Here is a 25,334-nt window from a genome sequence, read left to right as displayed (position 1 = left end):
GCACCCGATGATCAAGCCCGCGCTGCGGCGGGGCTGGCGAGACAGGCAGACGGTGCAGTGCGGAATGGCACCCGCCCACGCGGTGCTGCTGGGGCCGGTGAGCGACGCGACGGCGGCCTTCATCGAGCTGATGGACGGCACCCGCAGCATGGAGCGGCTGCAGCAGGAGGCCCGCCTGCTGGGGCTGGCGCCCCAGACGCCGGCGAAACTCACCGAACGGCTCGCCGCGGCCGGTGTGCTGGACGACGCCACGGCCGACCGCGAGGCCGCGGCGAGCGTCACCGACCGGCTGCGCCCCGACCTGGCCTCGCTGTCGGTGGTGCACCGCGAGCCGGGCGGCGGCGTGCGCAGACTGGCGGCACGGCGGGCCGCACGAGTCCAGGTGCGCGGGCTCGGCCGGGTGGGCGCCACGGTGGCCGCCACCCTGTCGGCGGCCGGGGTGGGCCAGGTGGATGTGGTGGACGGGGGCGTGGTGGAGGAGTGGGACACCGCGCCGGGCGGGGTGCCGCCGGAGCACGTGGGCACGCGCCGCGATGTGGCGGCACGCGGCGTGGTGCGCACCTCCCGCCCCTGGCGCAGCCGCTCGCGATCCGAGGTCGGCCTGGTCATCGTGGCGCCACGGGACGGGCTGGACGCCTACGCGCCGGACCCGGAGACCGCCGAGCGGTTCATGGACGCGGGCACTCCCCATCTGTACGGCGGGGTGGTCGAGGCCACCGGAGTGGTGGGGCCACTGGTGCTGCCCGGCTCCTCGCCGTGCGCCCAGTGCCTGGCACGCACCCGCGCGGAACGCGAGCCGAGCTGGCCGATGCTGGTGGGGCAGTGGCGGACGGGCAGCAGGCGGCGCACGGGGGTCCCCGCCTGCGACACCGCGCTGGCCACCATGGTGGCGGGCGCCACGGCCTCCTACGCGCTGAGCTATCTGGACGGGGACGGTGCCTGCGCGGTCGGCTACCGCCTGCGGTTCGCACTGCCGCATCTGCTGCCCGACACCGAGCAATTCACCGCACACCCGGAGTGTCCATGCGGTGCCGCTTCGGTGAGTGCCCCACCCGCGGACTCACGAATGGCCGGATGCAAGCGACAATGACCGGGTGGCCGACGTCCTCGGTGCTGTCTCGGTTGAGCTGTCAGGGAGTTGGAGGGACGCATGTCTGATCTTCCCCGCAAGGCGGTGACGCGCACGGCCAAGCTGGCCGCCCTGCCGCTGGGCTTCGCGGGTCGCTCCGCCTGGGGGCTGGGCAAGCGCATCGGGGGCATCTCCGCGGATCTCGTCGGCCAGGAGCTGCAGCAGCGGACCGCCGAGCAGCTGTTCAAGGTGCTGGGCGAGTTGAAGGGGGGCGCCATGAAGTTCGGGCAGGCCCTCTCGGTCTTCGAGTCCGCTCTCCCCGACGAGCTGGCGGGTCCCTACCGCGCCACGCTGACCCGTCTCCAGGAAGCCGCTCCCCCGATGCCGGCCGGCACCGTGCACGGAGTGCTGGCGGAACAGCTGGGCGAGGAGTGGCGGGAGTATTTCACCGAGTTCGACGACAAGCCCGCCGCGGCCGCCTCCATAGGCCAGGTCCACCGGGCCGTCTGGCACGACGGGCGGGATGTCGCGGTGAAGGTCCAGTATCCGGGCGCGGGTGAGGCGCTCGTCTCCGACCTGACCCAACTGGGCCGGTTCGCCCGGCTGCTGGGCCCGCTGATTCCGGGTATGGACATCAAACCGCTCATCGCCGAGCTGCACGACAGGATCACCGAGGAGCTGGACTACGGCCTGGAGGCAGATGCCCAGCGCAGCTACGCGGAGGAGTTCGCGGAGGACGGGGATGTGGTCGTCCCCCGAGTGGTGCACCAGGCGGATCAGGTGCTGGTGTCGGAGTGGCTGGAGGGCATACCGCTCTCGGAGGTGATATCCGACGGCAGCCGCGAGGAGCGGGACCGGGCAGGCCAGTTGCTGAGCCGCTTCCTCTTCTCCGGAACGGTGCGCACCGGGCTGCTCCACGCGGATCCGCATCCAGGAAACTTCCGGCTGGTGACCTCGGACAGCACCGAGCCGGAGGAGTGGCGCCTGGGCGTGCTGGACTTCGGCACCGTCGACCGGTTGCCCGAGGGATTGCCGCCGGTCATCGGCGAGGTGCTGCGGATGACGCTGGAGGGCGACGCGGAGACCGCCTATGAACTGCTGCGTGAAGAAGGCTTCGTCAAGGACCAGATAGAGCTGGAGCCCGAGGCGGTGCGGGAGTATCTGCTGCCGATCGTGGAGCCCGCCTGTGTCGAGGAGTTCACCTTCAGCAGGGAGTGGCTGCGCGGACAGGCGGCCCGGGTGGCCGACCCCCGCTCCCCGGCGCACCAGTTGGGACGGCAGCTGAATCTGCCGCCGTCGTATCTGCTGATCCACCGGGTGACGCTGAGCACGATCGGCGTCCTGTGCCAGCTCGGGGCGACGGTGCGGATGCGGGAGGACATGGAGACCTGGGTTCCCGGCTTCGCTCCCCCTGCGCCGCAGGGGCCGCAGGGGCCGCAGGGGCCGCAGGGGCCGCAGGGGCCGCCGCAGGAGGACGAGCCCGGCAAGGAGGCCTCCGGGGCACAGCCCGCGCCGGAGCCCGGCGAGCCGTCACACGTCGCACTCTGAGGCGCCCGCCCGGTCGAGGCCCACGCGGTCGGGCCCCTCACACACAGGCGCAACGACCGCAGAGCCGGGGCACAAACGGCGAGAGCCGGGGCGGCTGCCCCGGCTCTCCGGTCGTTCAGGTCACTGCATGACGGCCATCGCGAGGGCACGCCGCGCGCGGAGGGTGGCGCGTTCGGCCCGGCGCTGGAGGCGACGAGCGGTCACCAGTCGCAACGCCCTGCGTTCTGACTCGGCCTCGTGCAGCCTGTCCTGTATTTGTGCCCTGGCCAAACTTTCTGGCATGAGTTGCATGTCACGGGTCCTGTTCTGCCGGACGACTGTCGCGTCCGCGTGGGTACGTGCGGTGGTCTCGTGGATGGGTGTCATCGTCGGGTCCTGCTTCGTGAGGTGGCGCGTGCGCGGGTCCAGCGCCGACGGGCTGTCGATCGTTCCGGCAACCGCCTTGCGGCGGGCGGGCGATCCATGACGACGGGAGCTCATGCCGTCACCGGGTTCTTACGGGGACGGCCCCGCGGACGCTTCCGCGGAACGACAACGCCCTGGACGAACAGCTCGCCGCCCCAGACGCCCCAGGGCTCGCGGCGGTCCTTGGCGCCGGCGAGGCAGGCCTCACGCAGCGGGCAGGTCTGGCAGAGGGACTTCGCGTACTCGACGTCCGCGGGGGACTCGGCGAAGAAGACCTCCGGGTCGTAGGAGCGGCAGGGCACGTCGACACCGAGCCGCTCGATGGCGTCGTCGAGCTCGGTGAGGGTGATCTGCGGGGCAGTCAAGGAGTCCTCCGTGGTGGGATCAGGCGGCAGAGAAGGCGCGGGGCGCAACGTGTCGGGGTGCGTCTCGGTGTCCACTGCGGTGCTTCCTGTCTGTTGTGTGTCTGTTGTCATGTCGGGCCGGCTGGTGGCCGGTCGGGGCAAACAGAAGGGCCGCGGATCCCGGTGTGGGTTCCGCGGCCCTGGAAGGTGCCGACCTGATCTCGCCGATCAGGCTGGATCTCTCCAGGGTCGGAGGCCACGGAAGGCCCACATCGTGTAGCGCTGCGTCTTCTGGCGTCCTTCGCCGGCACCGTTGGCCGCGGAGCCGCTGGCAAAGGCCACTGCCTGTGCCTGTGCTGCTACCTCGGGTGCCTTGGTCGGTCGCTCATTGCCACCCAGGACGACGCCGGACAGACCAGTGCCGTGGGGACGGGAGCCGAGCAGGCAGGCGCGAATGACCGAGTGATCGGTCATTTTGAGCTGGGAAATGATCGTGGCCACTGGTCTCGCCTCCTCTCGGCGTCTCGGGGACCCGCCGCCAGGCCGGTCCGGAAATCTTCAGGACTAAGTACAGCATGGAAGAGGGGGAGCGAAAAGGCCCGCCCTCTCCATGTCCGGAAGGCTATGAGGCTCCGTACGGCGCGCGCAAACTATTTTTCGCGGCTTTCTGTCACAGCTTCTGTGACAGAGGACGAAGGCCCTGTGTTCCTCTCCCCCTCCCCCCTCCCACCCCACCCCCTCCCTCGTTCTGGTTCCGGGTCATTCGCGTCGTGGAGCGTCCTGTCCGGGGTCCGTCGGCAGTTCCTCGCCCGCGCACAGGGCCAGCACGTCGGCGCCGAACTGCTGGAGCTTGCGGCTGCGGACCCCGGAGATGCGGGAGAGCGCGGCCTCGTCGTCGGGCACCGCCTCGGCGATGGCGAGGAGGGTCTTGTCGGTGAATACGCAGTAGTCCGGCTGTCCCAGCAACGCGGCCTGCCGTGCCCGCCACTGCTGCAGCCGCTCGTACAGCACCTCGTCCAGCTCCGAGGGGCAGTCCTCACAGCGCATCAGCTTCACCTCACCGGGGTCGGTCAGCGAACGCCCGCACACCCGGCACCGTGCCGGGGACCGCCGCACCCGCCCGCGGCCGGCGACCGGGCCGCGGTCGAAGCCGCCGCCGGTGACGCTGCCGCTGACGGCTCCCGTCGCCGCCCGCCGTGCGCCCGCGCTCGTGCCGGGGCGCAGGCCCGTGAGGAAGCGGCTGGGCTGTCTGCTGGGACGGCCGCCCGGGGAACGGGCGAGGGACCACGAGAGGGTCAGCACGCGGCGGGCGCGGGTGATGCCGACATAGAGCAGTCTGCGCTCCTCCTCTATCTGCTCCTCGGTCCTGGCGTAGGTGATGGGCAGCATGCCGTCGGTGAGGCCCACCACGAAGACCGCGTCCCACTCCAGGCCCTTGGCCGCGTGCAGCGAGGCGAGTGTGACGCCCTCGACGGTGGGGGCGTGCTGGGCTCTGGCCCGTTCATCCAGCTCGGCGACCAGATCGGAGAGGGTCGCCTCCGGGTGGGCCGCTGCGAAGTCCACGGACAGCCGCACCAGCGCGGCCAGCGACTCCCAGCGGTCTCTCACCGCTCCCGATCCGGCGGGGGGCTGCGGGGCCCAGCCCTTGGTGCCGAGCACGGCACGCACCTGGGAGGGCAGATCGACCGCGTCGTCCAGCAGCGCGTCGTTCCCGCCGGCGCGGGCTGCGCCACGCAGCACCACGAACGCCTCGCGCACCTCGGGGCGTTCGAAGAAGCGCTCGGCGCCGCGCAGCTGGCAGGGGACCGACAGGTCGGCGAGGGCCTGCTCGTAGACCTCGGACTGGGCGTTGATGCGGTAGAGCACGGCGATCTCGCTGGCGGGGACGCCGGAGGCGATCAGATCCCGCACCCGCCGGGCGACCCCCTCGGCCTCCGCCGGTTCGTCGGCGAACTCGGCGCAGACCGGCTCGGGTCCCGGATCGCGCTGGGAGACGAGTTCCAGGCGGTGTTCGGCGGCGCGGCCGTGTGCCTGGGCGAGCAGTCCGTTGGCGAAGTGGACCACCTGGGGGGTGGAGCGGTAGTCGCGGACCAGTTTCACGACGGTGGCGCTCGGGTGGCGGGTGCGGAAGTCGAGGAGGTGGTCGGCGGTGGCACCGGTGAAGGAGTAGATGGTCTGGCTGGCGTCACCGACCACGCACAGGCTCTCCCGCTCCCCCACCCACAGCTCCAGCAGCCGCTGCTGGAGCGGGCTGACGTCCTGGTACTCGTCCACCACGAAGTGCTGGTACTGCCCGCGAACCGTCTCGGCGATGTCCGGGCGGTCCTGGAGGATGCCGACGGTCAGCAGCAGTACGTCCTCGAAGTCGATCACTGAGCGCTCGCGCTTGAGCTGCTCGTAGAGGGCGTAGATACGGCTGATCTCGGCGGGGTCGCGGGGGGCGGCGCGACCCGCCTTCGCGGCGGCGGCCGGGTAGTCCTCGGGAACGGTCTGGGTGACTTTGGACCACTCGATCTCGCTGGTGACGTCCCGCAGCTCGGTGCGGTCGAGCCGCAGGCGGCAGCGGGCCGCGGCTTCGCCGACGAGTTGGGCCTTGCGCTCGATCAGCGGCGGCAGCTCGCCACCGACGGCACGGGGCCAGAAGAACTGCAGCTGGCGCAGTGCGGCGGAGTGGAAGGTGCGGGCCTGTACGCCTTGGACGCCGAGCTGGCGGAGCCTGCCGCGCATCTCGCCGGCGGCCCGCTGGGTGAAGGTGACGGCCAGCACCCCGGCGGGGGGCAGGATGCCGGCGCGGACGCCGTAGGCGATGCGGTGGGTGATGGCTCTGGTCTTGCCGGTGCCTGCACCGGCGAGTACGCATACCGGACCGTGCAGGGCCGTCGCCACCTCGCGCTGCTCGGGGTCGAGCCCTTCGAGCACCGCGTCGGGGGAGTCGGGAACCTGCGGGAAGAGAGTGGAGTCCGTTGCTGCTGTCACCCCGCCATGCTGCCAGCCGCCGGGCGGGGCGGTGACGGGGTTGTCCACAGCCGGGGTTGTTTGTCATACAAGCGGTGTGACCCTGTCCGCTCCCTCGGGGATTTCCGCCCGTTACCCCTGGGGGGAATGGTCCGGTGCCTGCGCGCGTTCACTGGAGGCACCGGACGAGACGAAGGAGCACTGGAGAAGATGGCGGGCACTGTGACGATGTACAGCACCACCTGGTGCGGCTACTGCCGTCGGCTGAAGGGCCAGATGGAGCGCGAGGGCATCGCGTACACCGAGATCAACATCGAGCAGGACCCCGAGTCGGCGGCCTTCGTCGAGAAGGCGAACGGCGGCAACCAGACGGTGCCGACCGTTCTGTTCCCCGACGGCTCGACGCTGACCAACCCCTCCCTGGCGCAGGTCAAGGAGAAGATCGGCGGCTGACCCGCTCGCGGGGCCGCCGGTGGACGGTCGGCCCCGCGGGCCCGGGCCCGGCCCGCCGCCCGATCGTGGCGGCGGCTCGGCCGCCTCAGTCGTGGCGGCGGGGCTTGGGCAGCGGCTGTCCGTACCAGCGTTCGACCAGGCGGGCCGCGATCGAGATTCCGGCGGGTGGGAGCACCTCGCCGGTCTCGATCGCGGCCCGCAGGTCGTCGCGGGAGAACCAGCGGGCCTCCTCGATCTCGTCCCCGTCCACCTTGATACGGGGCGAGGTGGCGCGGGCCATGAAGCCCAGCATCAGGCTGGAGGGGAAGGGCCAGGGCTGGCTGGCGACGTAGCTGACGGGGCCCACGGCCACGCCGGCCTCCTCGGCGACCTCGCGGCGTACCGCGGCTTCGATGGACTCGCCCGGTTCGACGAAGCCGGCGAGCGTCGAGAACCGGCCCTCGGGCCAGTGCACCTGGCGGCCCAGCAGTGCGCGGTCCTGGTCGTCGGTGACCAGCATGATGACGGCGGGGTCGGTGCGCGGGTAGTGCTCGGCGCCGCAGGCCGGGCAGCGGCGGATGTGCCCGGCTGCCGCGATGACGGTGCGTTCGCCGCAGCGGGAGCAGAAGCGGTGGGTGCGCTGCCAGTTCTCCAGGCCGATGGCGTGGACCATCAGTTCGCTGTCGCGGTCGCAGAGCAGGGGTCCGGCTTCGCGCAGTCCGGCCGGGCGGGCGATGTCGTCCATCCTGCCGGGCAGTGAGTCCTTCTGGAGTGCGAAGTAGCGCACGCCCTCTTCGTCTATGCCCAGGAAGTAGCGGTGGGCCTCGGTGAAGGGCGCGTCGAAGGAGGGCATCATGACGAGTTCCGTGGTGCCGTCCTCCTTGTCCTCGATCAGGGCCTGTCCGCCGGAGACCACGAAGACGCGGGTGCTGGGGTGACTCCAGGCCGCCGCCAGCCATGCCTCGTCCAGCCGGTGGTGGGAGGCGCGGTCGATGCCTCCTGTGGTGGTGAGGCTGATGGGTTGCTCGTCGGCCGCTGACGCGACGGTGGAGCCGGTGTGCGGGGCGGTGTCCGTGGCGGGCTCTCCGGTGGAACGGTCGGTCGAGGTCGGGATGGTCACTTCTGCTTCCTACTCCCCCTGGGTCGGGGCTCCCCGCCCGGTGGCCGGGTCGGGGGGCGGTTGGCGAGCGTTCGTGAGTCGGGCGGCGGGGCGGCTCGTTCCGGGCGGTCGCGCTGCCGGAGCAGCCGCTGTCAGCCGCTCCAGTGTGCCGCGAGGTCGTCCCACAGGTATGCGGCCGTCTCGGCCCCTTTGAACAGCAGATCGAGTTCGACCTTCTCGTTGGGCGCGTGCCAGCCGTCGGAGGGGACCGAGATCCCGAGGAACAGAACGGGGACGCCGAGAGCGTCCCTCAGGTCGGCGGCCGGTCCCGAGCCGCCCTCCCGGGTGAAGCGGACCGGGGTGCCGAAGGCGCGCCGCATGGCGCGGGTGAGGGAGCGCAGTGCGGGGTGGTCGAGCGGGGTGAGGCAGGGGCGGGTGGCGCCCCAGAAGGTGATCTCGTGCCGGATGCCTGCGGGGAGGCGTGCGGCGACCCATTCCCTGAGCGACTGCTGGATCTTCTCCTCGTCCTGGCCCGCGACGGTGCGGAAGGACAGCTTGAGCTCGGCGCGGGAGGGCACGATCGTCTTGCCGCCGGGGCCCTGGTAGCCGCCGCTGATGCCGTTGACCTCCGCCGTGGGGCGGGCCCAGACGCGCTCCAGGGTGGTGTAGCCGCGCTCGCCCAGTGTCGCCTCCGAGTGGGCGGCGCGCAGCCAGGCCTCCTCGTCGAACGGCAGCTGACCGAAGAGGGTGCGTTCCTCCTCGGTCAGCTCCACGATGCCGTCGTAGAAACCGGGGAGGGTCACCCGGCGGTCGTCGTCGTGCAGGGCTGCGGCGAGGCGGGCGGCCTCGGTGGCCGGGTTGGGAACCGCACCGCCGAAGGAGCCGGAGTGCACGTCCTGGCCGGGCCCGTACAGGTCGATCTGGCAGTCGGTGAGCCCCCGCATGCCGGTGCAGACGGTGGGGGTGTTCTCGTCCCACATGCCGGTGTCGGAGACGACGACGGCGTCGCAGGCCAGGCGCTGGGCGTGGGTGCGCAGCAGTGCGGGGAAGTGCGGGGAGCCGGACTCCTCCTCGCCTTCGATCAGCAGCTTGATGCCGACAGCCGGCGCGGTGCGGCCGGTGGCGGCCAGATGCGCGCGCAGACCCAGGGCGTGGAAGAGCACCTGCCCCTTGTCGTCGGCGGCGCCGCGCGCGTAGAGGCGACCGTCGCGCTCCTCGGGTTCGAACGGTTCGCTGTGCCAGCCGTCGGTGCGGACGGCGGGCTGGACGTCGTGGTGACCGTAGACGAGGACGGTGGGTGCCGTCGGGTCGTCGCAGGGCCACTCGGCGAAGACGGCGGGCGCTCCGTCGGTCTCCCAGACCTCGGCGACGGGGAAGCCCGTCGTGCGCAGGGTGGCCGCGAGCCAGTCGGCGCTGCGCCGCACATCATCGGCACGCCCCGGGTCGGCGGAGACGGAGGGGATGCGCAGCCAGGCGGACAGGTCGGTCAGAAAGGCGGAACGCTGCTCTTGGATGAAGGTCCGGACCGCGCTGTCCGGGGGAGCCGGGGTGGTGCTCATGCCATCGAGCCTAACCGGCGTCGGGTGATCAGCCGTCAGCCGGAGGGTTCCCCGGTTCCTCGGGCAGCGCGTCCGGGCCGTCCAGGTGTACGTCGCCCAGCAGCAGCCGCTCCAGTTCTGCGCGGCCGGGCAGCGCCTCCGGCCGCACCAGCTCACCGCTGCGCACGTAGAGGAACGCCGCGCCGACCGAGGACAGCGGCACCCCTTCCTGCTCGGCCCAGGCGAGCCGGTAGACGGCGAGCTGGAGGGGGTCGGCGTCCTGGCCGCGACCGGTCTTCCAGTCGATGATGTCGAACGTCACACTCCCGTCGGGGCCCCGGTCCCGGTAGACGGCGTCGATCCGGCCCCGGACGACCCGTCCGGCGAGTACGAGCTGGAAGGGCGCCTCGACACGGTGGGGCGTGCGCTGCGCGTAGGGAGTGCGTTCGAAGGCCTCCTTGAGGGCCGCCAGGTCCCGTTCGTCCGCGATGTGCGGCGGCTCGCTGCCGTAGGGGCCCTCGCCCTCGGCGCCGGGCAGCTCGTCGGGGCCGAGCAGCGGCAGCGGCAGCTCTTCGAAACGGGACTCAACCCAGGCGTGGAACCGGGTGCCCCTGCGCGCTGCCGCAGGCCGCGGCGGGCGCGGCATGGGGCGGGCCAGTTCCCGGGCGAAGCCTTCCGGATCGGCTGCCAGGCGCAGCAGCTGGGAGGCGCTCAGTGTGCGCGGCAGGGGTACGTCGCGTACTGCCGCGCGGGAGCGGCGCAGTTCGCCTGTGAGTGCCTCCAGGTCGCGGTCCCAGGCGGCGACCAGCCGGGCCTCCTCGGGGCTGAGCTCTTCGGCTGCCGGATCGGTGCCCTGGTTCGCCGCCGTGGTGTTCGGGTCCGGGGCGGGTGCGGCCAGGTACGACTCCACCCGCGCCGCCGCCTCGCGCCGCAGCGCCAGTGCGGTCTCGTCCAGGGGCAGCGGCCAGACCCGCTCTTCCGCCGGCTCCGCCAGCGCGGGGTTGACCGCGCCCTCTTGCGGAGGATCGGCCCAGTGCTCGACCTCGCCGTGCGCCGGGTCGGCCTCGCAGTGGGCGCGCAAGGCCTCCAGGAAGGCGGAGGGGCCGCGCGGGCGCTTCTGGGAGGGGCCCCACCAGTGCCCCGATCCCAGCAGCAGGCTGCGCGGGCGGGTGAAGGTGACGTAGCCGAGCCGCAGCTCCTCCGTCGACTGATGGGCACGCAGCGCGTTCTCGTGCTCCTTGAGCCCCTTCGCGTTCCACTCCGGCCGGGGCGGGAGCGTATCGGCGTCACCGCGCAGCGCGTAGGGCAGCACCTTGGGCTGGGTGAGCCAGGTCTCGCGGGCCTGTTCGCTGGGGAACTGCTTGGCGACCAGGCCCGGCACCGCGACCACGTCCCACTCCAGGCCCTTGGACTTGTGCGCGGTCAACACCTTGACCGTGTTCTCGCCGCCCGGCAGTGAGCTGTCCAGCCCCTTCTCGTACTGCGCGGCAGTGCGCAAGAACGCGAGGAAGGCCAGCAGGGTGGCCTCGCCGTCCAGTGAGGCGAAGCCCGCTGCGATGTCGAGGAACTGGCCGAGCGTCTCGCGCCGCCGGGCCGCGACGGCGTGCGGGGAGGCGGCCAGCTCGACCTCCAGCCCGGTGACGGTCAGCACCCGGTGCAGCACGTCCATCAGCGGGTCGGCAAGCGAGCGCCGCAGATCGCGCAGCTCGGCCGCGAGCCGTGCGAAGCGGACCCGGGCCTGGGCGGAGAAGGGCAGCTCGTCCTCGTACCCGTCGGCCTCCAGGAAGGTGTCCAGCGCGTCGGCCAGGGAGCGCACTTCCGCCGGGTCGGCACCTTCGACGGCCGCGGCCAGTCGCTCGTCCGGATCGTCGCCCTCGCGGCTGCGCTGGTGCGCCACGAGCAGCGCCGCGCGGCGGCCGAGCAGCGCCAGATCGCGCGGGCCTGTCCGCCAGCGCGGCCCGGTCAGCAGTCGCACCAGCGCGGCGTTGGCGGTGGGGTCCTGCAGCACTTCGCAGACGGCCACCAGATCGGCGATCTCCGGCAGGTGCAGCAGCCCGGACAGGCCGACGACCTCCACGGGCAGATCCCGCTCCACCAGTGCGCCCTGGATCTCGGCGAAATCGGTGGCACTGCGGCACAGCACGGCGATCTCGCCGGGCGGGGTGCCGGTACGCACCAGATGCGCCAGCGAGTCGGCCAGCCAGGCGATCTCTTCGGCCTGGGTCTCCATCAGCGCCGCACGGACCAGTCCCTGCCCCTCGGCACCGGGGGCGGGGCGCAGCGCCTCGACTCCCTCGTGCCGCTCGCGCAGTGGCGCTGCCAGGTCGTTGGCGAGGTGCAGCAGACGGCCGCCGCTGCGCCGGTTCTCGCTCAGCGACTGGCGGCGGGCCGGGGTGCCGTCGGCGTGCGGGAAGTGGTGCGGGAAGTCGTCCAGATTGGCGACGGAGGCGCCGCGCCAGCCGTAGATCGCCTGGCAGGGGTCCCCGACCGCGGTGACGGGGTGTCCTGTGCCCTGTCCGAAGAGCCCGGCGAGCAGTACGCGCTGTGCGACGGAGGTGTCCTGGTACTCGTCCAGCAGTACGACGGAGAACTGCTCGCGCAGCGCACGGCCCACCTCCGGCATCCCGGCGAGCCGTGCGGCCAGCGCGATCTGGTCGCCGAAGTCGATCCGCTCCTGTGCCTGTTTGCGGGCGCGGTACTCCTCGACCAGGCCGAGCAGTTCCTGCCGGGCGAGCGTCGCCTGGGGCACCTTGCGCAGCTTCTCGTTGGTCAGCCGGGTCCCCTCCAGCCCGGCGAGCAGCTCGGCGTTGTGTTCGCGCAGCTGTTCGGGGGTGACGAGGTGTTCGGACAGCTCGGCGTCGAGCGCGAGCAGGTCCTCCACCAGTGCCGGCACGGACTTGGTGAGCGCCTCGAAAGGGCCCTGGGCCGCGCGCAGCACCCCGGCGGCGAGCTGGAACCGGGTGGCGTCGGCCAGCAGCCGCACGGTCGGCTCCAGGCCGAGCCGCAGCCCGTGCTCGGTCAGCAGCCGTCCGGCGAAGGCGTGGTACGTGGAGATCTGCGGCTCTCCCACCTCGGCGCCGTCCGCCAGGCCGTCGCCGGCGCCGTCGAAGGGCGCCGGGTCGGATCCGGTGACACCGGCGCGCAGCAGCGCCTTGCGTACGCGTTCGGACAGCTCACCGGCCGCCTTGTTGGTGAACGTCAGCCCCAGGACGCGGTCGGGGGCGACCTGCCCGGTTCCCACCAGCCACACCACGCGGGCGGCCATGACGGTGGTCTTCCCCGAGCCCGCGCCGGCCACGATCACCTGGGGAGCGGGCGGCGCGGTGATGCAGGCCGTCTGCTCCGGGGTGAACGGGATACCCAGCAGCTCGGCGAGCTGTCCTGGGTCGGTGAGCGGTGCGGGCACTCGTAAGACGCTAGCGCTCGCGGCTGACAGATCACCGCCGGGCCGGACGATGCGCCCGCCCGGCGGCGGAAGGCCCAAGGGGTGGCCGGTGGGCTCCGCCCGGGCGGCTCACCGGGCGATCTGGTCACTCGACGATCTGGCGGCCCTCCGGGCGGGCGGAGCAGGACGTGCGGAAGGAGCAGTGTGTGCAGTGCTGCCCCGGCGAGGGGGTGAAGCGCTCGTCCAGTACCCGCGCCGCCGCGGTGGCCAGCAGCTCGCCCACCCAGTCGCCCCCGGTACCGTCCCCGGGCTCCGGTGCCGGCTCCCCCTGCCGGTCGACCGGCTCCTGCTGCTGGACGACAGGCAGCGTGTCCCCGCCGTCGCGCTTGGCGGCGCCGAGCCGCAGCTGCACCAGTTCGGCACCGCCCGGCCGCGGGCGCGCTCCGCCGAACAGCTCGTCGGCGGCGCCCTCCCGCAGGGCGAGCTGGTAGACGGCCAGCTGGGGGTGGCGCTCCACCTCGGGCCCGGTCGGGCGGGTGCGGCCCGTCTTGAAATCGACCACATAGGCGCGCCCCTGGGCGTCCCGCTCGACCCGGTCCATGCTGCCGCGGACGCGGACGGCGTGCTCACCTGCCCGCAGCGTGACATCGAATCCGTGTTCACTGCCGACCAGCTCGCGGCCCTCACCGCGCTCCATGACATGCCAGCGCAAGAAGCGCTCCAGGGCGGCGCGTGCGCTCTCCTTCTCCTGCCGCGACTTCCACGGCGCGTCGAAGGCCAGCCCGTCCCAGACGGCGTCCAGCCGCTCCATGAGCACCGACAGGTCCGCCGGACTGCTGCCGGAGGCCACCTCGTCGGCCAGTACGTGCACCACGTTGCCGAAGCCCTGCGCTGCCGTGGCCGGCTCGTCGGCCTTCACCTCACGGGCCAGGAACCACTGCAGGGAGCAGGTGCGCGCCAGCTGTTCCAGCGCGCTGCCCGACAGTGCGACAGGTGCGTCGAGCTCGCGCAGCGGCACGCTGGAACGGGTCGGCTCGGCCAGCCCCCACCAGCGCTGCGGATGCGCCGCCGGGACGAGCGGATAGCCCTCCTCGTCCCGCTCGGCCGCGAGCCTGGCCAGCCGCCGCGCCGCCGCGTCCCGCAGCGCGGGCGAGGCCGCCGGGTCGACGGTGGTGGCGCGCAACTCCGCGACCAGTGCGGACACCGACAGCGGGCGGCGGGGGCGGTTGCCGACCGGCTGCGGCTCGACACCCAGTTCGGCCAGGAACCGTGAGGGCTGGTCGCCGTCCTCCGCCTGGGCGCGGACGGCGGTCACCACCAGGCGCTCCGCGGCGCGCGTCGCCGCGACGTAGAACAGCCTGCGCTCCTCGGCCAGCAGCGCCCCCGGGGACAGCGGCTCGGCGATGCCGTCGCGCCCGATGCGGTCCGCCTCCAGGAGAGAGCCGCGCCGCCGCAGATCGGGCCACAGGCCTTCCTGCACCCCTGCGACCACGACCAGCCGCCACTGGCGGCCCTTGGCGCGGTGCGCCGTCATCAGCCGTACCGAGTCAGGTCGTACCGCACGCTGGACAAGGGTGTCGGCGGCGATGTCCTGGGCTTCCAGCTCGTCCAGGAAGTTGAGCGCGCCCCGGCCCCCGCCGCGCTCCTCGGCCCGTGCCGCGACGGCGAACAGGGTGCAGACGGCATCCAGGTCACGGTCCGCGTTGCGGCCGGACGGGCCGCCCCGTCGGGCGGCCCGCTCCAGCCGGTCGGGCCAGCTCGTGCCGTTCCACAGCTCCCACAGCGCCTCTTCCGCCGTGCCGCCCCCGGCGAGCAGTTCGCGGGTCTTGCGCAGCAGCAGCCCGAGGCTGTGGGCGCCCTCGACGGACCGGCCCGCGGGTGCGGCGCCGGTGGCACCGGCGTGCGGGGTGTGGGCCACCAGCCGTTCGGGCTCGGCGAGGGCTTCGGCCAGCAGTTCGTCCGAGGGGCGCGGCACCTTGGCCCCCGCGGCGCGCTCCTCCTCGCGCAGCGCCCGGCCCAGGCGGCGCAGGTCGGCGGCGTCCATACCGCCGAGCGGCGAGGTCAGCAGCGTCAGTGCCGTCTCCGTGCCGAGCACGGCACGCTCCTCCAGCGCGCCCGTCGCCGCCACGCGCAGCGCCGTCAGCAAGGGGGCGACGGCGGGTTCGTGGCGCAGCGGGACGTCGTCGCCGTCCACCTCCACGGGTACCCCGGCGGAGATGAGGGCGCGCCGTACGACGGGCAGGGAGCGGCCGCCCGCACGCACCAGTACCGCCATCTCGCCCCAAGGGAGGCCGTCTTCGAGGTGGGCGCGGCGCAGCAGATCGGCGATGTTGTCCAGTTCCGCACCGGCTGTCGGAAAGGTGAGGACCTCCACGCGGCCGTCGGCCCCGGCGTCGTTCCCCGCGCTGTCGGACCGGGGAGCCGGCCGCAGCCCACGGTGGGCGCGTACGGCATCGGCGGGGAGCCGGGTGAGCGGCATCCGGGCCGTCAGCTCGCGGGTGGCGGCCAGCAGCCGGGCGCCGGAGCGCCGTGCGGTGCGCAGCACATGGACGGGCGCGGGAGCACCGGAGCGCTGCCGGAACAGCTCCGGGAAGTCGAGGATGCCGTTCACGTCCGCGCCGCGGAACGCGTAGATCGACTGGTCCGGGTCGCCGAACGCCACCAGCGTGCGTGCCCCGCCACCGGCCAGGGCGCGCAGCAACCGCACCTGGGAGGGGTCGGTGTCCTGGAACTCGTCCACATAGATCGCGTCGTAGGCGGCGTGCAGCCGCGCGGCGACCTCCTCGCGCTCGGCGAGCAGGACCGCACGGTGCACGAGTTCGGCGTAGTCGAGCACGCCCTGCATATCCAGTACGTCCAGATATTCGGCGAAGAACCCGGCAGCGGCTCTCCAGTCGGGGCGGCCCGCGCGGCGGGCGAAGGCGTCCAGCGCGGCGGGCCCCAGGCCCAACTCCCGGCTGCGCGCGAGCACCGCCCTGACCTCGTCGGCGAACCCCCGGGTCGTCAGACAGGCGCGCAGTTCGTCGGGCCAGCGCACCGTCGCGCGGCCCCGGCGCTCCAGTGCGAGCTGCCCTTCGAGCAGTTCCCTGATGTGCAGGTCCTGCTCGGGGCCGGTCAGCAGGCGCAGGGGTTCGGCGAACAGATCGGCGTCCTGGTGCGCGCGCACCAGCGCGTAGCAGTACGAGTGGAACGTCGTCGCCTGGGGGGCGCGCGGTGTGCCGCCCAGCGCGCCGCAGCCGGTCTCCGCCGGGGTGCGGCCGTCCGGCGCGACCGCGACCGTGGCCGCCTGGCGCGGCAGCCGGGCAGGGGCCGCCTCCCGTGCGAGCCGGTCGGTCATCCGGTCGCGCAGATCGACGGCGGCCTTGCGGCTGAAGGTCAGCACAAGGATGCGTTCGGGGTCCATGCCCTCCCGCACCCGCGCCGCGACGGCCTCGACCAGGGTGGTGGTCTTGCCCGTGCCCGGACCCGCCAGGACGAGCAACGGGCCGCCGCGGTGGTCAACCACAGCGCGCTGCGCCGCGTCAGAGGCAGGGAAATCGAACGGTTCCGCAGCGGTGCGCACCAGCCGGTACGCACCGGGCTCGCGGGGCCGCTGATGCGCGTCGGCAGTAAGGGAGGAACTCACGTGGATCGCCTTGGGGAGGGTCTGTGCGGAGTGGTACAGACGCTACGCCGGCGGACACACGTGTCGCAGCGCATCGCTCTCGTACCCCGTACGGCTGCTGTACTCCGTACGGACTGTCCAGCGCATGGGGCCTGTGGGCATGACGGAAGCTGGGAACTGTGAGGAGCCGCAGTGCGGGATCACCCGTCCTTGCCGTCCCAGCGGGCGCGGCGTATGTCGATGCGCGGAATGTGCCCCTGGCGGCGGGAGGCGGCGGTGGGCTCGCGCAGCGGGGTGCCCTCCGCGTGGTAGTGCGCCAGGGCCTCGCGCTCCTGCCCCGGCAGTGGCACGCCGTCCGCGCGCACCACACGCCACCAGCAGACCGCGCCGCCGTACAGCGCCATGACCCTGCCCACCTGGCGCGGGCCGCCCTCCTCCAGCCACTCCGCGATGTCCCCGTAGGTCATCACCCGGCCGGCCGGGATCAGCTCGGCGACCTCCAGTACGCGGTCCGCGTAATCGGGCAGCTGATCCCCCTGCCCGGGGGCCAAGGGAATGGGCGCGTGCGCCTCCCGGGGCGCGGCGGGGCCGCCGGGCAGCTCCTCGTGTCGGGGGGTTCCAGCCATGCGGGCCATCGTGCCGCATGCCACCGACAGCGGTGCCACCTCGTCCACGAACGGCCTCGAACGGTGACCCACAAGCGGTACCCAGCCGTTGCCGATTCGTCCCTCACACCCCCGGAATGCACCCTCGTGCTCCCGGCGGCCGCCCCCTCGTGCCACCATCTTCCGGGCGGTGACGAGTGATACGGGACCAGGACGAGACGGCAGCAGCGGGACAGCGGCACGGTGAGCCCGGCAAGGAGGGCGCACCCGCCGCCGACAGTGCTGCCCGGTCCGCCGGGGACGCCGAGCACGAGTCCGCGGGGCGGAAGCCCGCCGCAGACCAGCCGCACGCCGACCAGCCGCCCGGGCAGCCGTCCGACCGGCCCCCGGACGAGGACGGGCCGGACGGAGACGGGCCGGACGAAGGGAAGCCGGACGAGCCGAGCGCCGGCGAGCAGGAAGCGGGCGGGACAGGCCCGCACGAGGAAGCCCCCGGCGAGCAGCCGGAGGCCGTCGCGGAGGGGGACCGTATCGAGATCGAGAGCGATGAACCGCTGCTCTCGGCGCGGGTGCACCGCCCCTCCGACCTGCTGCGCATGGTGCTCGGCCTGCTGGGCATCGCGCTGGTGCTCATCATCGCGAACTTCGCGCACGGCACCACCGCCGGGCTCGAACAGGACATCGACAAGGGCACGGCGGAAGCTCCCGATCTGCTCATCAGCCTGACCGGGCTGGCGTCCAGCATCGCGGTACTGCTGGTACCCGTCGCGTTCGCGATCGAACGGCTGATCAAACGGGACGGACTGCGGATCGCCGACGGGGTACTGGCCGCCGTCCTGGCGCACGGCGCCTCCCTCGCCGTTGACCTGTGGGTCGCCCAGGCGGCGCCCGACTCGATCCGGGACGCGCTGACCAAGGCCATCACCCCGCAGGACGCCACCACCCCGGTGCACAGCTACCTCGCACCGGTCATCGCCTATATGACGGCAGTCGGCATGGCACGCCGCCCGCGCTGGCGGGTGGTGCTGTGGGGCGTGCTGCTGCTGAACGCGACAGCCGTCCTGGTGCCGGGATACACGACGGCGTTCTCCATCGTGGTCACCGTGCTGATCGGCTGGACCGTCGCCTACGGCACGCTCTACGCGGTCGGCACCCCGAACGTCAGGCCGACCGGCCAGACGCTGCTGGCGGGACTGCGCAGGGTCGGCTTCAAGCCCGTCAGCGCGCTGCGCATGGAGGAGGCCGGCGAGGCCGACAAGCGGGACCACAACGACCGGGGGCGCCGCTACCGCGTGACCTTGGAGGACGGCCCGCCGCTCGATGTGACCGTCGTCGACCGCGAGCAGCAGGCACAGGGCTTCTTCTACCGGGTCTGGCGCCGGCTGGCGCTGCGCGGCATCACCCAGCGGCGCAGTCTGCAGTCGCTGCGACAGGCGCTGGAGCAGGAGGCGCTGCTCGCCTACGCGGCCATCTCCGCGGGCGCCAACGCACCCCGTCTGATCGCCACGTCGGAGCTCGGCCCGGACGCGGTGATGCTCGTCTACGAGCACATCGGCGGCCGCAGCCTGGACGCGCTCCCGGACGAGGAGATCACCGACGAACTGATGCGCACGGCGTGGCGCCAGGTCAGGGCACTGCAGTCCCGCCGTATCGCCCACCGCAGGCTGGTCGGGGACGCGCTGGTGGCGGACCGCTCCGGCACCGTCTATCTGACGGACCTGCGCGGCGGTGAGATCGCGGCCGGTGACCTCATCCTGCGGATGGACATCGCACAGCTGCTGACGACACTGGGACTGCGGGTGGGCGCCGAGCGGGCCGCGGCGACCGCCGTGGACGTGCTCGGCCCCGACGCGGTGGCCGACAGCCTGCCGCTGCTGCAGCCGATCGCACTCAGCCGCAGCACCCGTACCACTTTGCGGCGGCTCGCCAAGGAGCGCGCCGAGCGCGAGCGCGAAGCCGTCATCCAGGCGTCCCGGGCGGGCAGGGGCACCAAGGCGCGGGAGGAGGCCGCGGAGAAGGCGGCCGGGAGCCGCGCACACCGCAAGTCGCTGCGCGCGGAGAAGAACGCCGAGAAGAAGGCGATAGACGAGGCGCTGGAGGAGGCCCGCGAGGAGGATCTGCTGGCCCAGATCCGGCAGCAGGTCCTGCGCATCAGGCCGCAGGCGCCCATAGAGCCCGCGCGGCTGGAGAGGATCAGGCCGCGCACTCTGGTCAGCTTCATCGCGGGCACCCTGGCCGCCTACTTCCTGCTCACCCAGCTCTCCCAGGTACCGCTCGACAAGGTGCTCGGCGCCAACTGGGCGTGGGTCGGCGGCGCGGTGCTCTTCTCCGGACTGACGTATGTGTTCGCCGCGATGGCGCTGCTGGGCTTCGTCCCGGAGAAGGTCTCCTGGTGGCGGACGGTACAGGCGCAGGTGGCCGGCTCCTTCGTGAAGCTCGTCGCCCCCGCGGCGGTCGGCGGTGTCGCGCTCAACGCCCGCTTCCTCCAGCGTTCAGGGGTGCGGCCCGGACACGCGGTGGCGAGCGTGGGCGCCTCCCAGCTGTTCGGACTGGGCAGCCACATCACCTTGCTCCTGCTGTTCGGCTACATCACCGGGACCGAGCACACTCCCACCCTCTCGCCGTCCCGCGCGGTCATCGCGGGGCTGCTGACGGCGGCGGTGCTGGTGCTGATCGTCACAGCGGTGCCGGCGCTGCGGCGGTTCGTCTCGAACCGGGTGCGCTCGCTGTTCGCAGGCGTGGTGCCGCGGATGCTGGACGTGGTGCAGCGCCCGCAGAAGCTGCTCACCGGTGTGCTGGGGATGCTGCTGCTGACGCTGGCGTTCGTGATGTGCCTGGACGCGTGTGTGCGGGCCTTCGGCCACGAGACGAGCTACGCCAACCTCGCCGTGGTCTTCCTGACGGCGAACGCGCTCGGCTCGGCAGCGCCCACCCCGGGCGGGCTCGGCGCCGTCGAGGCGGCGCTGATCGCCGCGCTCATCGCCTTCGGGGTGCCGAAGGAGGTGGCGACCCCGGCGGTGCTGCTGTTCCGGCTGCTGACGCTGTGGCTGCCGGTGCTCCCCGGCTGGCTCTCGTTCACCCAGCTGACGCGCAAGGGCGCGCTCTAGCCGACACGCCGACCCCGCGCCGGAAACCACCCGTACGCACCACACAGCGCGCCGGGGACCGGTGGACGTCCGCACGATGAACGTCCCACCACCTGCCGGGAGGACGTCCCATGCGCCATTCCCGCTCCCTGCGGCCGGGTGCCGCCCTCGCAGCAGCGCTCATAGTGGCCGCTGCCGTGACGAGCGGCTGCGGCAGCGGCGGCCCGGACGGCACCAGGAAGAGCACGGCCCGAAGCGGCGAGACGAGCTCGTCCCCCTCCCGGAGCGCCTCCCGCTCCCCGTCCCCGCCGGCCACCGGCTCTGCGGGCCGCACGGCCGAAAACGACACCCCGCCGCTGCCCGAATCGCTCACCGGACAGCAGCCGCACTGGTCGCCGTGTCCCCCGCCGAACGCGGCACAGGGCAGCGACACCGGCTCGCCCTCCCCGCTGCCGGGAGACGCACGGTGGGAGTGCGCGGAACTGCGGGTGCCGCTGGACTACAGCAAGCCCGAGGGCCGCACCATCGGCATCGAGATGATCCGCGCCCCCGAACGCAAGGGCGGCGGCAAGCGCATCGGCTCCCTGCTGTTCAACTTCGGCGGCCCAGGCGGCTCCGGGGTGGCCACGCTCCCCGCCTTCGCCGAGGACTACGAGAAGCTGCGCGGCCGCTACGACCTGGTGAGCTTCGACCCGCGCGGGGTGGGACGCAGTGAGGGCGTCAAGTGCCTGAGCGACGGCCGGCTGGACGCCTACTTCGCCGCCGACTGGACGCCGGACACCGATGCCGAGGAGCGCCGCCTCTTCGCCCGCCAGAAGTCCTTCGCGAAGGGCTGCGAGAAACGGGCCGGTGCGCTGCTGCCGCACCTGACGACCCGGAACACGGCGCGCGACATGGACTTGATGCGGCATGTGCTCGGCGACCGGAAGCTGCACTACTTCGGCATCTCCTACGGCACGGAGCTGGGCGGCGTCTACGCGCACCTGTATCCGCAGCGCGTGGGCCGCGCCGTCTTCGACGCGGTGGTCGACCCCACCACGACACCGGTACAAGGCTCGCTCAGTCAGACCAGCGGCTTCCAGCTGGCGCTCGACAACTTCCTGAAGCACTGCGCGGAAACCGGTGAGGAGTGCCCGGTCGGTGAGGACCCCGCGAAGGCCGGACAGCGCATCACCGACCTGCTGGCCGATCTGGACGCCGAACCGATGCCCACCGACAGCGGCCGCAAGCTGACCGAGTCACTGGCGGAGGGCGGCATCGCGCAGGCCCTGTACGCGAAGGAGACCTGGGAGCTGCTCACCCAGGGGCTGGAAGAGGCGCTGGTGGACAGCGACGGGTCGACGCTGCTGCTGCTCGCCGACGCGCTCAACGGGCGCAACCAGGACGGCACCTACAGCACCCTGCAGTCGGCGCTGACGGCGATCAACTGCGCGGACAACAAGCAGCGCTACGGCAAGCGGGAGATCACCAGCCGGCTGCCCGCCTTCACCGACCAGTCCCCGGTCTTCGGGCCGATGTCCGCCTGGGGGCTGGCGTCGTGCCACGACTGGCCGGTCCGGGGCGACTGGGCGACACCCAAGGTGCGCGCCCCGGGCTCCGCCCCGATCCTGCTGGTCGGCACGACGGGCGACCCGGCCACCCCGTACGGGGGGACGCGGGCGATGGACAAGGAGCTGGGCAAGGATGTGGGCGTCGAGGTGACCTACCGGGGCGAGGGCCACGGCGCGTACAACAGCGGGAACTCATGCGTGCGCAAGGTGGTCGACGGCTATCTGCTGCGCGGCCGGGTCCCCCAGGACGGCACGGACTGCCGCTGACCGGAAACGCGTCGGGGCAGCGACCGGCAGGGCGTCGGGGGCAGCGACCGGAAACGCATCGGGGGTGGCGCGGTCGGCATCCCGACCGCGCCACCCCTCGCGGCGCAGCAGCCGTCAGGCTCCCCGGTGGCTCAGTAGACCGGCTTGTCCGGCTCGATCTGGTTGACCCAGCCGATGACACCCCCACCGACGTGCACGGCGTCGGAGAAACCGGCGTTCTTCAGCACGGCCAGGACTTCCGCGGAGCGGACGCCCGTCTTGCAATGCAGGACGATCTTCTTGTCCTGCGGCATGTCCTGCAGCGCGTTGCCCATGAGGAACTCGTTCTTGGGGATCAGCCGCGCGCCGGGGATCGAGACGATCTCGTACTCGTTCGGCTCCCGCACATCGATGATGTCGACGCTCTCGCCGTCGTCGATCCACTCCTTGAGCTGCTTGGGAGTGATCGTGGAGTCGGCGGCGGCCGCCTGCGCCTCGTCGGAGACCACACCGCAGAACGCCTCGTAGTCGATGAGCTCGGTGACCGTGGCGTTCGGGCCGCAGACCGCGCAGTCGGGGTCCTTGCGGACCTTGACCTGGCGGTAGGTCATCTCCAGGGCGTCGTAGATCATCAGGCGGCCGACCAGCGGGTCACCGACACCGGCCAGCACCTTGATGGCCTCGGTCACCTGGATGGAGCCGACGGAAGCGCACAGCACACCCAGCACGCCGCCCTCGGCGCAGCTGGGCACCATGCCGGGCGGCGGGGGCTCCGGGTACAGGCAGCGGTAGCACGGCCCGTGCTCGCTCCAAAAGACGCTGGCCTGGCCGTCGAAACGGTAGATCGAACCCCATACGTACGGCTTGTTCAGCAGCACGCAGGCGTCGTTGACCAGGTAGCGGGTGGCGAAGTTGTCCGTGCCGTCCACGATCAGGTCGTACTGCGCGAACATCTCCATCACGTTGGAGGAGTCCAGCCGCTCCTGGTGCAGGTTGACCTGGGTGTAGGGGTTGATGCCCAGCACCGTGTCCTTGGCCGACTCCGCCTTCGACCGGCCGATGTCCGACTGGCTGTGGATGATCTGCCGCTGCAGGTTGGACTCGTCGACCTCGTCGAACTCGACGATGCCGAGCGTTCCCACGCCGGCAGCCGCCAGATACATCAGGGCGGGCGAACCGAGGCCGCCCGCGCCCACACAGAGGACCTTCGCGTTCTTGAGCCGCTTCTGACCTTCCATCCCGACATCCGGGATGATCAGGTGACGTGAGTACCTGCGGACCTCGTCGACGGTGAGCTCGTCGGCTGGCTCGACCAGGGGTGGCAGTGACACGGAGACTCCGATGGTCGGTGGGACGTGCGGGAAGTCACCCGCCCGGGGGCGGGCCGTTCCTCTCGTAACACTGCCACGCGCTATCTCATTCCGAGACACCTGGTCCAAGGCACGAGACGATCTCGTCCCAGTAGCCGGGCAGGGCCGCCCATGGGTCCTGTCCCCTGTCCCGGGTCCGATCGGTGAAGCAGACGGTGCCCGCGCCCTGCCAGCGGGCGATGCGCAGCGCCTCCTCCAGATGGGTGCGCGGCAGCGAGTGCACCAGGTGGCAGAAGCACTCGGCGGGGTACGCCGCCGTCCACTCCTCGCACTGCGACCAGCGGTAGTCCGCCCAGCTTCCGGCGTAGGTGACGAGCTGGTCGGCGCATTGCAGATAGTCCGGATGCGGGTGGAAGCCGGGCGCCAGCACCAGCCGCCCGCCGTGCCCGCCGTCGGCACCGCCGCACAGCGCGCGCAGGGTCGCGGTGAGGCGCTGGGTGTGCCCCAGCCGGGCCGGGTCGCCGGGGCAGTGCGCCAGATAGAAGCCGTCGACCCGGTACCAGTCCAAAAATCGGTGTGCTTCGGAGACCAGCTCACCGAATGTCCGTGCACCGTCTTGCATGTCGAGACGGCCCAGTACGGCGACGCCCGCGGAGCGCAGCGCCGCCGCCGCGGGGGCGCAGAAGGGGTCGGGCCGTGCGCCAGGCCCGCCGTCCCCGACGTCCAGCACCGCCCAGTGCAGCGGCCCCGCGACGCGGTCCGGTCCGGGTTCGGCGCCGAGGCCCGGCCGGGTCAGCTCCGCCCACTCCATCGGCGCCAGCATCGGATGGGCACAACCCGGCACTCCCAGCCCCAGCCGCTGTCCGACCGCACCGCCGATGTCACCGGCCGGACGAACCTGCCCGGGAGGTGTCGTCAGATACGGCATGCCGCCTCCATCCAGATGTCGGCCAACGACTCCTCCAGACCGATCCGGGGCCGCCAGCCGAGCCGGTCACGCGCGGTGCGCACATCCGCCTGCTGCCAGGCGCCGCAGCCGTCGGGGTACGGATACGAGGCCTGCTGCGGCTGCGGAGGGTGGGCCTGGACCGCATGCGGACCGTGCGCCTGCGCGGGGATCACGGGAGCGCTGCCGCCCAGCCCGCCGCCCATCGCGCCCGGACCACCGGGACCCGTGGGGCCTCCCAGTCCGGCCGGACCGGCGGGGCCTCCCGGACCGCCGACGACACCGGCCGGGTGGTGGCTCTCCCCTGCCCCCGGTCCGGGCGGGCCGCCACCCTGCTCGTGGACGGCCCCCGCGTACCCGGCGACACGCGCCAGCAGGGACGCGGCGTCACGCAGCCGCACCGCCCTGCCGGTGCCGATGTTGACGATGCCCTGCGCCGCCGAAAGGGAGGCGGCGTGCACGGCACGCGCGACGTCACGGACGTCGACGAAGTCGCGCTGCGCACTCAGCCCGCCCAGTTTCAGCTCGCTGTCGCCCTGCTGCATCGCCCGCCGCATCGCCTCCGCGACCCTGCCCAGGGGCGAGCCCGCCGGGGTGCCGGGGCCGATCGGTGAGAAGACCCGCAGCACGACGGCGTCCAGCCCGGAGGCGAGTACCAGTTCGGTGCCGGCCAGCTTGCTCACACCGTAGGGCCCTCCGGGGCGCGGCACCGCGTCCTCACCGGTGGAGGAGCCCACCTGCGAGGGGCCGTACTCGGCGGCACATCCCACGTGCACCAGACGGGCGCCGCAACCGCTGCGGCGCAGCGACTCGCACACGGCCGCGGTGGCCACCACGTTGTGCCGGATCAGCTCGCGCCCGTTGCCCCTGGTGGTCCCGGCGCAGTTGATGACGACGCCGGGGTGCACCGCGTCCAGGAAGCGGGTGAGGGCGCCCGGGCTCCCGGTGGACAGGTCGAAGCGGACATCCGCCTCGTCGCCCCGGCCGAGGGCGGTGAGCTGTACGGCGGGGTCGGCCAGCAGCCTGTCGGCGACGAAGCGGCCCAGGTATCCGCTGGCGCCCAGCAGCAGCACTCTCATCGTGCGACCTCCCCGTGCGAGAGAGAAGTCCGGCGCCGCCGCACGCTGGTGTGCGGTCGTCGCCCGGCGGTGCCACGGTGTGCCAACTGCGGGTGGGTCATGGGGGCTTGCTCCTTGTCGATGTCGCACGGGC

At 72.6% G+C, this 25,334-nt stretch carries 17 protein-coding genes; 5 read left to right on the top strand and 12 right to left on the bottom strand.

Translation table 11 applies throughout. The features are described 5' to 3' along the window. Window positions 1-7: 7 nt before the first annotated feature. Both JW613_RS11770 and JW613_RS11765 read left to right on the top strand, forming a co-directional pair. Entirely contained in the window at window positions 8-1,090 is a 1,083-nt protein-coding gene (locus JW613_RS11770; protein ID WP_209210754.1) for a ThiF family adenylyltransferase, read from the top strand. 60 nt (window positions 1,091-1,150) lie between these two features. Then, complete coding sequence (locus JW613_RS11765) at window positions 1,151-2,617, top strand: ABC1 kinase family protein (protein WP_209210753.1); 1,467 nt, start codon at window positions 1,151-1,153, stop codon at window positions 2,615-2,617. A gap of 120 nt (window positions 2,618-2,737) precedes the next feature. Here the strand turns inward: JW613_RS11765 and JW613_RS11760 are convergent, their stop codons facing one another. The 4 genes from JW613_RS11760 to JW613_RS11745 form a co-directional block, all read right to left on the bottom strand. Beyond that, complete coding sequence (locus JW613_RS11760) at window positions 2,738-3,097, bottom strand: putative WhiB-interacting protein (protein ID WP_245225436.1); 360 nt, start codon at window positions 3,095-3,097, stop codon at window positions 2,738-2,740. Next, entirely contained in the window at window positions 3,094-3,462 is a 369-nt protein-coding gene (locus JW613_RS11755) for a WhiB family transcriptional regulator (RefSeq protein WP_099883960.1), read from the bottom strand. Before JW613_RS11755 ends, JW613_RS11760 begins: the two co-directional genes overlap by 4 nt. A 132-nt stretch (window positions 3,463-3,594) precedes the next feature. After that, entirely contained in the window at window positions 3,595-3,867 is a 273-nt protein-coding gene (locus JW613_RS11750) for a hypothetical protein (RefSeq protein WP_209210752.1), read from the bottom strand. A 258-nt stretch (window positions 3,868-4,125) separates the two neighbouring features. Then, the gene (locus JW613_RS11745) at window positions 4,126-6,342 is read right to left on the bottom strand and encodes an ATP-dependent DNA helicase UvrD2 (RefSeq protein WP_209210751.1); all 2,217 of its coding nucleotides are present in this window, start codon (window positions 6,340-6,342) and stop codon (window positions 4,126-4,128) included. A 189-nt stretch (window positions 6,343-6,531) separates the two neighbouring features. On the opposite strand from JW613_RS11745, the gene JW613_RS11740 reads away from it, so the two are divergent. After that, complete coding sequence (locus JW613_RS11740; RefSeq protein WP_099883954.1) at window positions 6,532-6,774, top strand: mycoredoxin; 243 nt, start codon at window positions 6,532-6,534, stop codon at window positions 6,772-6,774. 85 nt (window positions 6,775-6,859) lie between these two features. Here JW613_RS11740 and nudC read toward each other — a convergent pair whose 3' ends face one another. The 5 genes from nudC to JW613_RS11715 all read right to left on the bottom strand — a co-directional run bounded on the left by nudC (window position 6,860) and on the right by JW613_RS11715 (window position 17,005). Further along, window positions 6,860-7,771: an NAD(+) diphosphatase gene (gene nudC / locus JW613_RS11735; protein ID WP_209210941.1), complete on the bottom strand. Its 912-nt coding sequence runs from the start codon at window positions 7,769-7,771 to the stop codon at window positions 6,860-6,862. A gap of 233 nt (window positions 7,772-8,004) precedes the next feature. Continuing rightward, entirely contained in the window at window positions 8,005-9,411 is a 1,407-nt protein-coding gene (locus JW613_RS11730; RefSeq protein WP_209210750.1) for a dipeptidase, read from the bottom strand. Window positions 9,412-9,439: 28 nt separating this feature from the next. Continuing rightward, window positions 9,440-12,796 (bottom strand): ATP-dependent helicase, encoded by a 3,357-nt coding sequence (locus tag JW613_RS11725; RefSeq protein WP_209210749.1) that lies wholly within the window; start codon window positions 12,794-12,796, stop codon window positions 9,440-9,442. A gap of 124 nt (window positions 12,797-12,920) precedes the next feature. After that, window positions 12,921-16,400, bottom strand: a complete 3,480-nt coding sequence (locus tag JW613_RS11720) for an ATP-dependent helicase (RefSeq protein WP_209210748.1) — start codon at window positions 16,398-16,400, stop codon at window positions 12,921-12,923. Between the two features lie 179 nt (window positions 16,401-16,579). After that, window positions 16,580-17,005 (bottom strand): MGMT family protein, encoded by a 426-nt coding sequence (locus JW613_RS11715; RefSeq protein WP_209210747.1) that lies wholly within the window; start codon window positions 17,003-17,005, stop codon window positions 16,580-16,582. Window positions 17,006-17,181: 176 nt separating this feature from the next. On the opposite strand from JW613_RS11715, the gene JW613_RS11710 reads away from it, so the two are divergent. Then, window positions 17,182-20,091, top strand: a complete 2,910-nt coding sequence (locus JW613_RS11710; RefSeq protein WP_209210746.1) for a lysylphosphatidylglycerol synthetase family protein — start codon at window positions 17,182-17,184, stop codon at window positions 20,089-20,091. Window positions 20,092-20,201: 110 nt separating this feature from the next. Beyond that, window positions 20,202-21,887 (top strand): alpha/beta hydrolase, encoded by a 1,686-nt coding sequence (locus tag JW613_RS11705; RefSeq protein ID WP_209210745.1) that lies wholly within the window; start codon window positions 20,202-20,204, stop codon window positions 21,885-21,887. 131 nt (window positions 21,888-22,018) lie between these two features. On the opposite strand, the gene moeZ is transcribed toward JW613_RS11705, so the two are convergent. The 3 genes from moeZ to JW613_RS11690 all read right to left on the bottom strand — a co-directional run bounded on the left by moeZ (window position 22,019) and on the right by JW613_RS11690 (window position 25,201). Beyond that, window positions 22,019-23,197 carry an adenylyltransferase/sulfurtransferase MoeZ gene (gene moeZ, locus JW613_RS11700; RefSeq protein WP_209210744.1) on the bottom strand — a complete coding sequence of 393 codons (1,179 nt, stop codon included), beginning with the start codon at window positions 23,195-23,197 and terminating at the stop codon, window positions 22,019-22,021. An 85-nt stretch (window positions 23,198-23,282) separates the two neighbouring features. Further along, window positions 23,283-24,104, bottom strand: a complete 822-nt coding sequence (locus JW613_RS11695) for a spherulation-specific family 4 protein (protein ID WP_209210743.1) — start codon at window positions 24,102-24,104, stop codon at window positions 23,283-23,285. Then, window positions 24,092-25,201, bottom strand: a complete 1,110-nt coding sequence (locus tag JW613_RS11690) for an SDR family oxidoreductase (protein ID WP_209210742.1) — start codon at window positions 25,199-25,201, stop codon at window positions 24,092-24,094. The genes JW613_RS11695 and JW613_RS11690 overlap by 13 nt, the downstream gene beginning before the upstream one ends. Window positions 25,202-25,334: the final 133 nt, after the last annotated feature.

Source organism: Streptomyces smyrnaeus (genome assembly GCF_017676345.1).
In the GTDB taxonomy this organism is placed as follows: Bacteria; Actinomycetota; Actinomycetes; order Streptomycetales; family Streptomycetaceae; genus Streptomyces; species Streptomyces smyrnaeus.
The sequence above is the reverse complement of the archived record's forward strand: the minus strand, read 5'-3'. Positions and strand labels throughout refer to the sequence as shown.

Bases quoted from the DNA above. Each gene is read 5' to 3' on its own strand.
- JW613_RS11770 (WP_209210754.1), top strand. From the start codon at position 8: ATGATCAAGCCCGCGCTGCGGCGGGGCTGGCGAGACAGGCAGACGGTG.
- JW613_RS11765 (WP_209210753.1), top strand. From the start codon at position 1,151: ATGTCTGATCTTCCCCGCAAGGCGGTGACGCGCACGGCCAAGCTGGCC.
- JW613_RS11760 (WP_245225436.1), bottom strand. From the start codon at position 3,097: ATGAGCTCCCGTCGTCATGGATCGCCCGCCCGCCGCAAGGCGGTTGCC.
- JW613_RS11740 (WP_099883954.1), top strand. From the start codon at position 6,532: ATGGCGGGCACTGTGACGATGTACAGCACCACCTGGTGCGGCTACTGC.
- JW613_RS11730 (WP_209210750.1), bottom strand. From the start codon at position 9,411: ATGAGCACCACCCCGGCTCCCCCGGACAGCGCGGTCCGGACCTTCATC.
- JW613_RS11715 (WP_209210747.1), bottom strand. From the start codon at position 17,005: ATGGCTGGAACCCCCCGACACGAGGAGCTGCCCGGCGGCCCCGCCGCG.
- JW613_RS11705 (WP_209210745.1), top strand. From the start codon at position 20,202: ATGCGCCATTCCCGCTCCCTGCGGCCGGGTGCCGCCCTCGCAGCAGCG.
- JW613_RS11695 (WP_209210743.1), bottom strand. From the start codon at position 24,104: ATGCCGTATCTGACGACACCTCCCGGGCAGGTTCGTCCGGCCGGTGAC.
- JW613_RS11690 (WP_209210742.1), bottom strand. From the start codon at position 25,201: ATGAGAGTGCTGCTGCTGGGCGCCAGCGGATACCTGGGCCGCTTCGTC.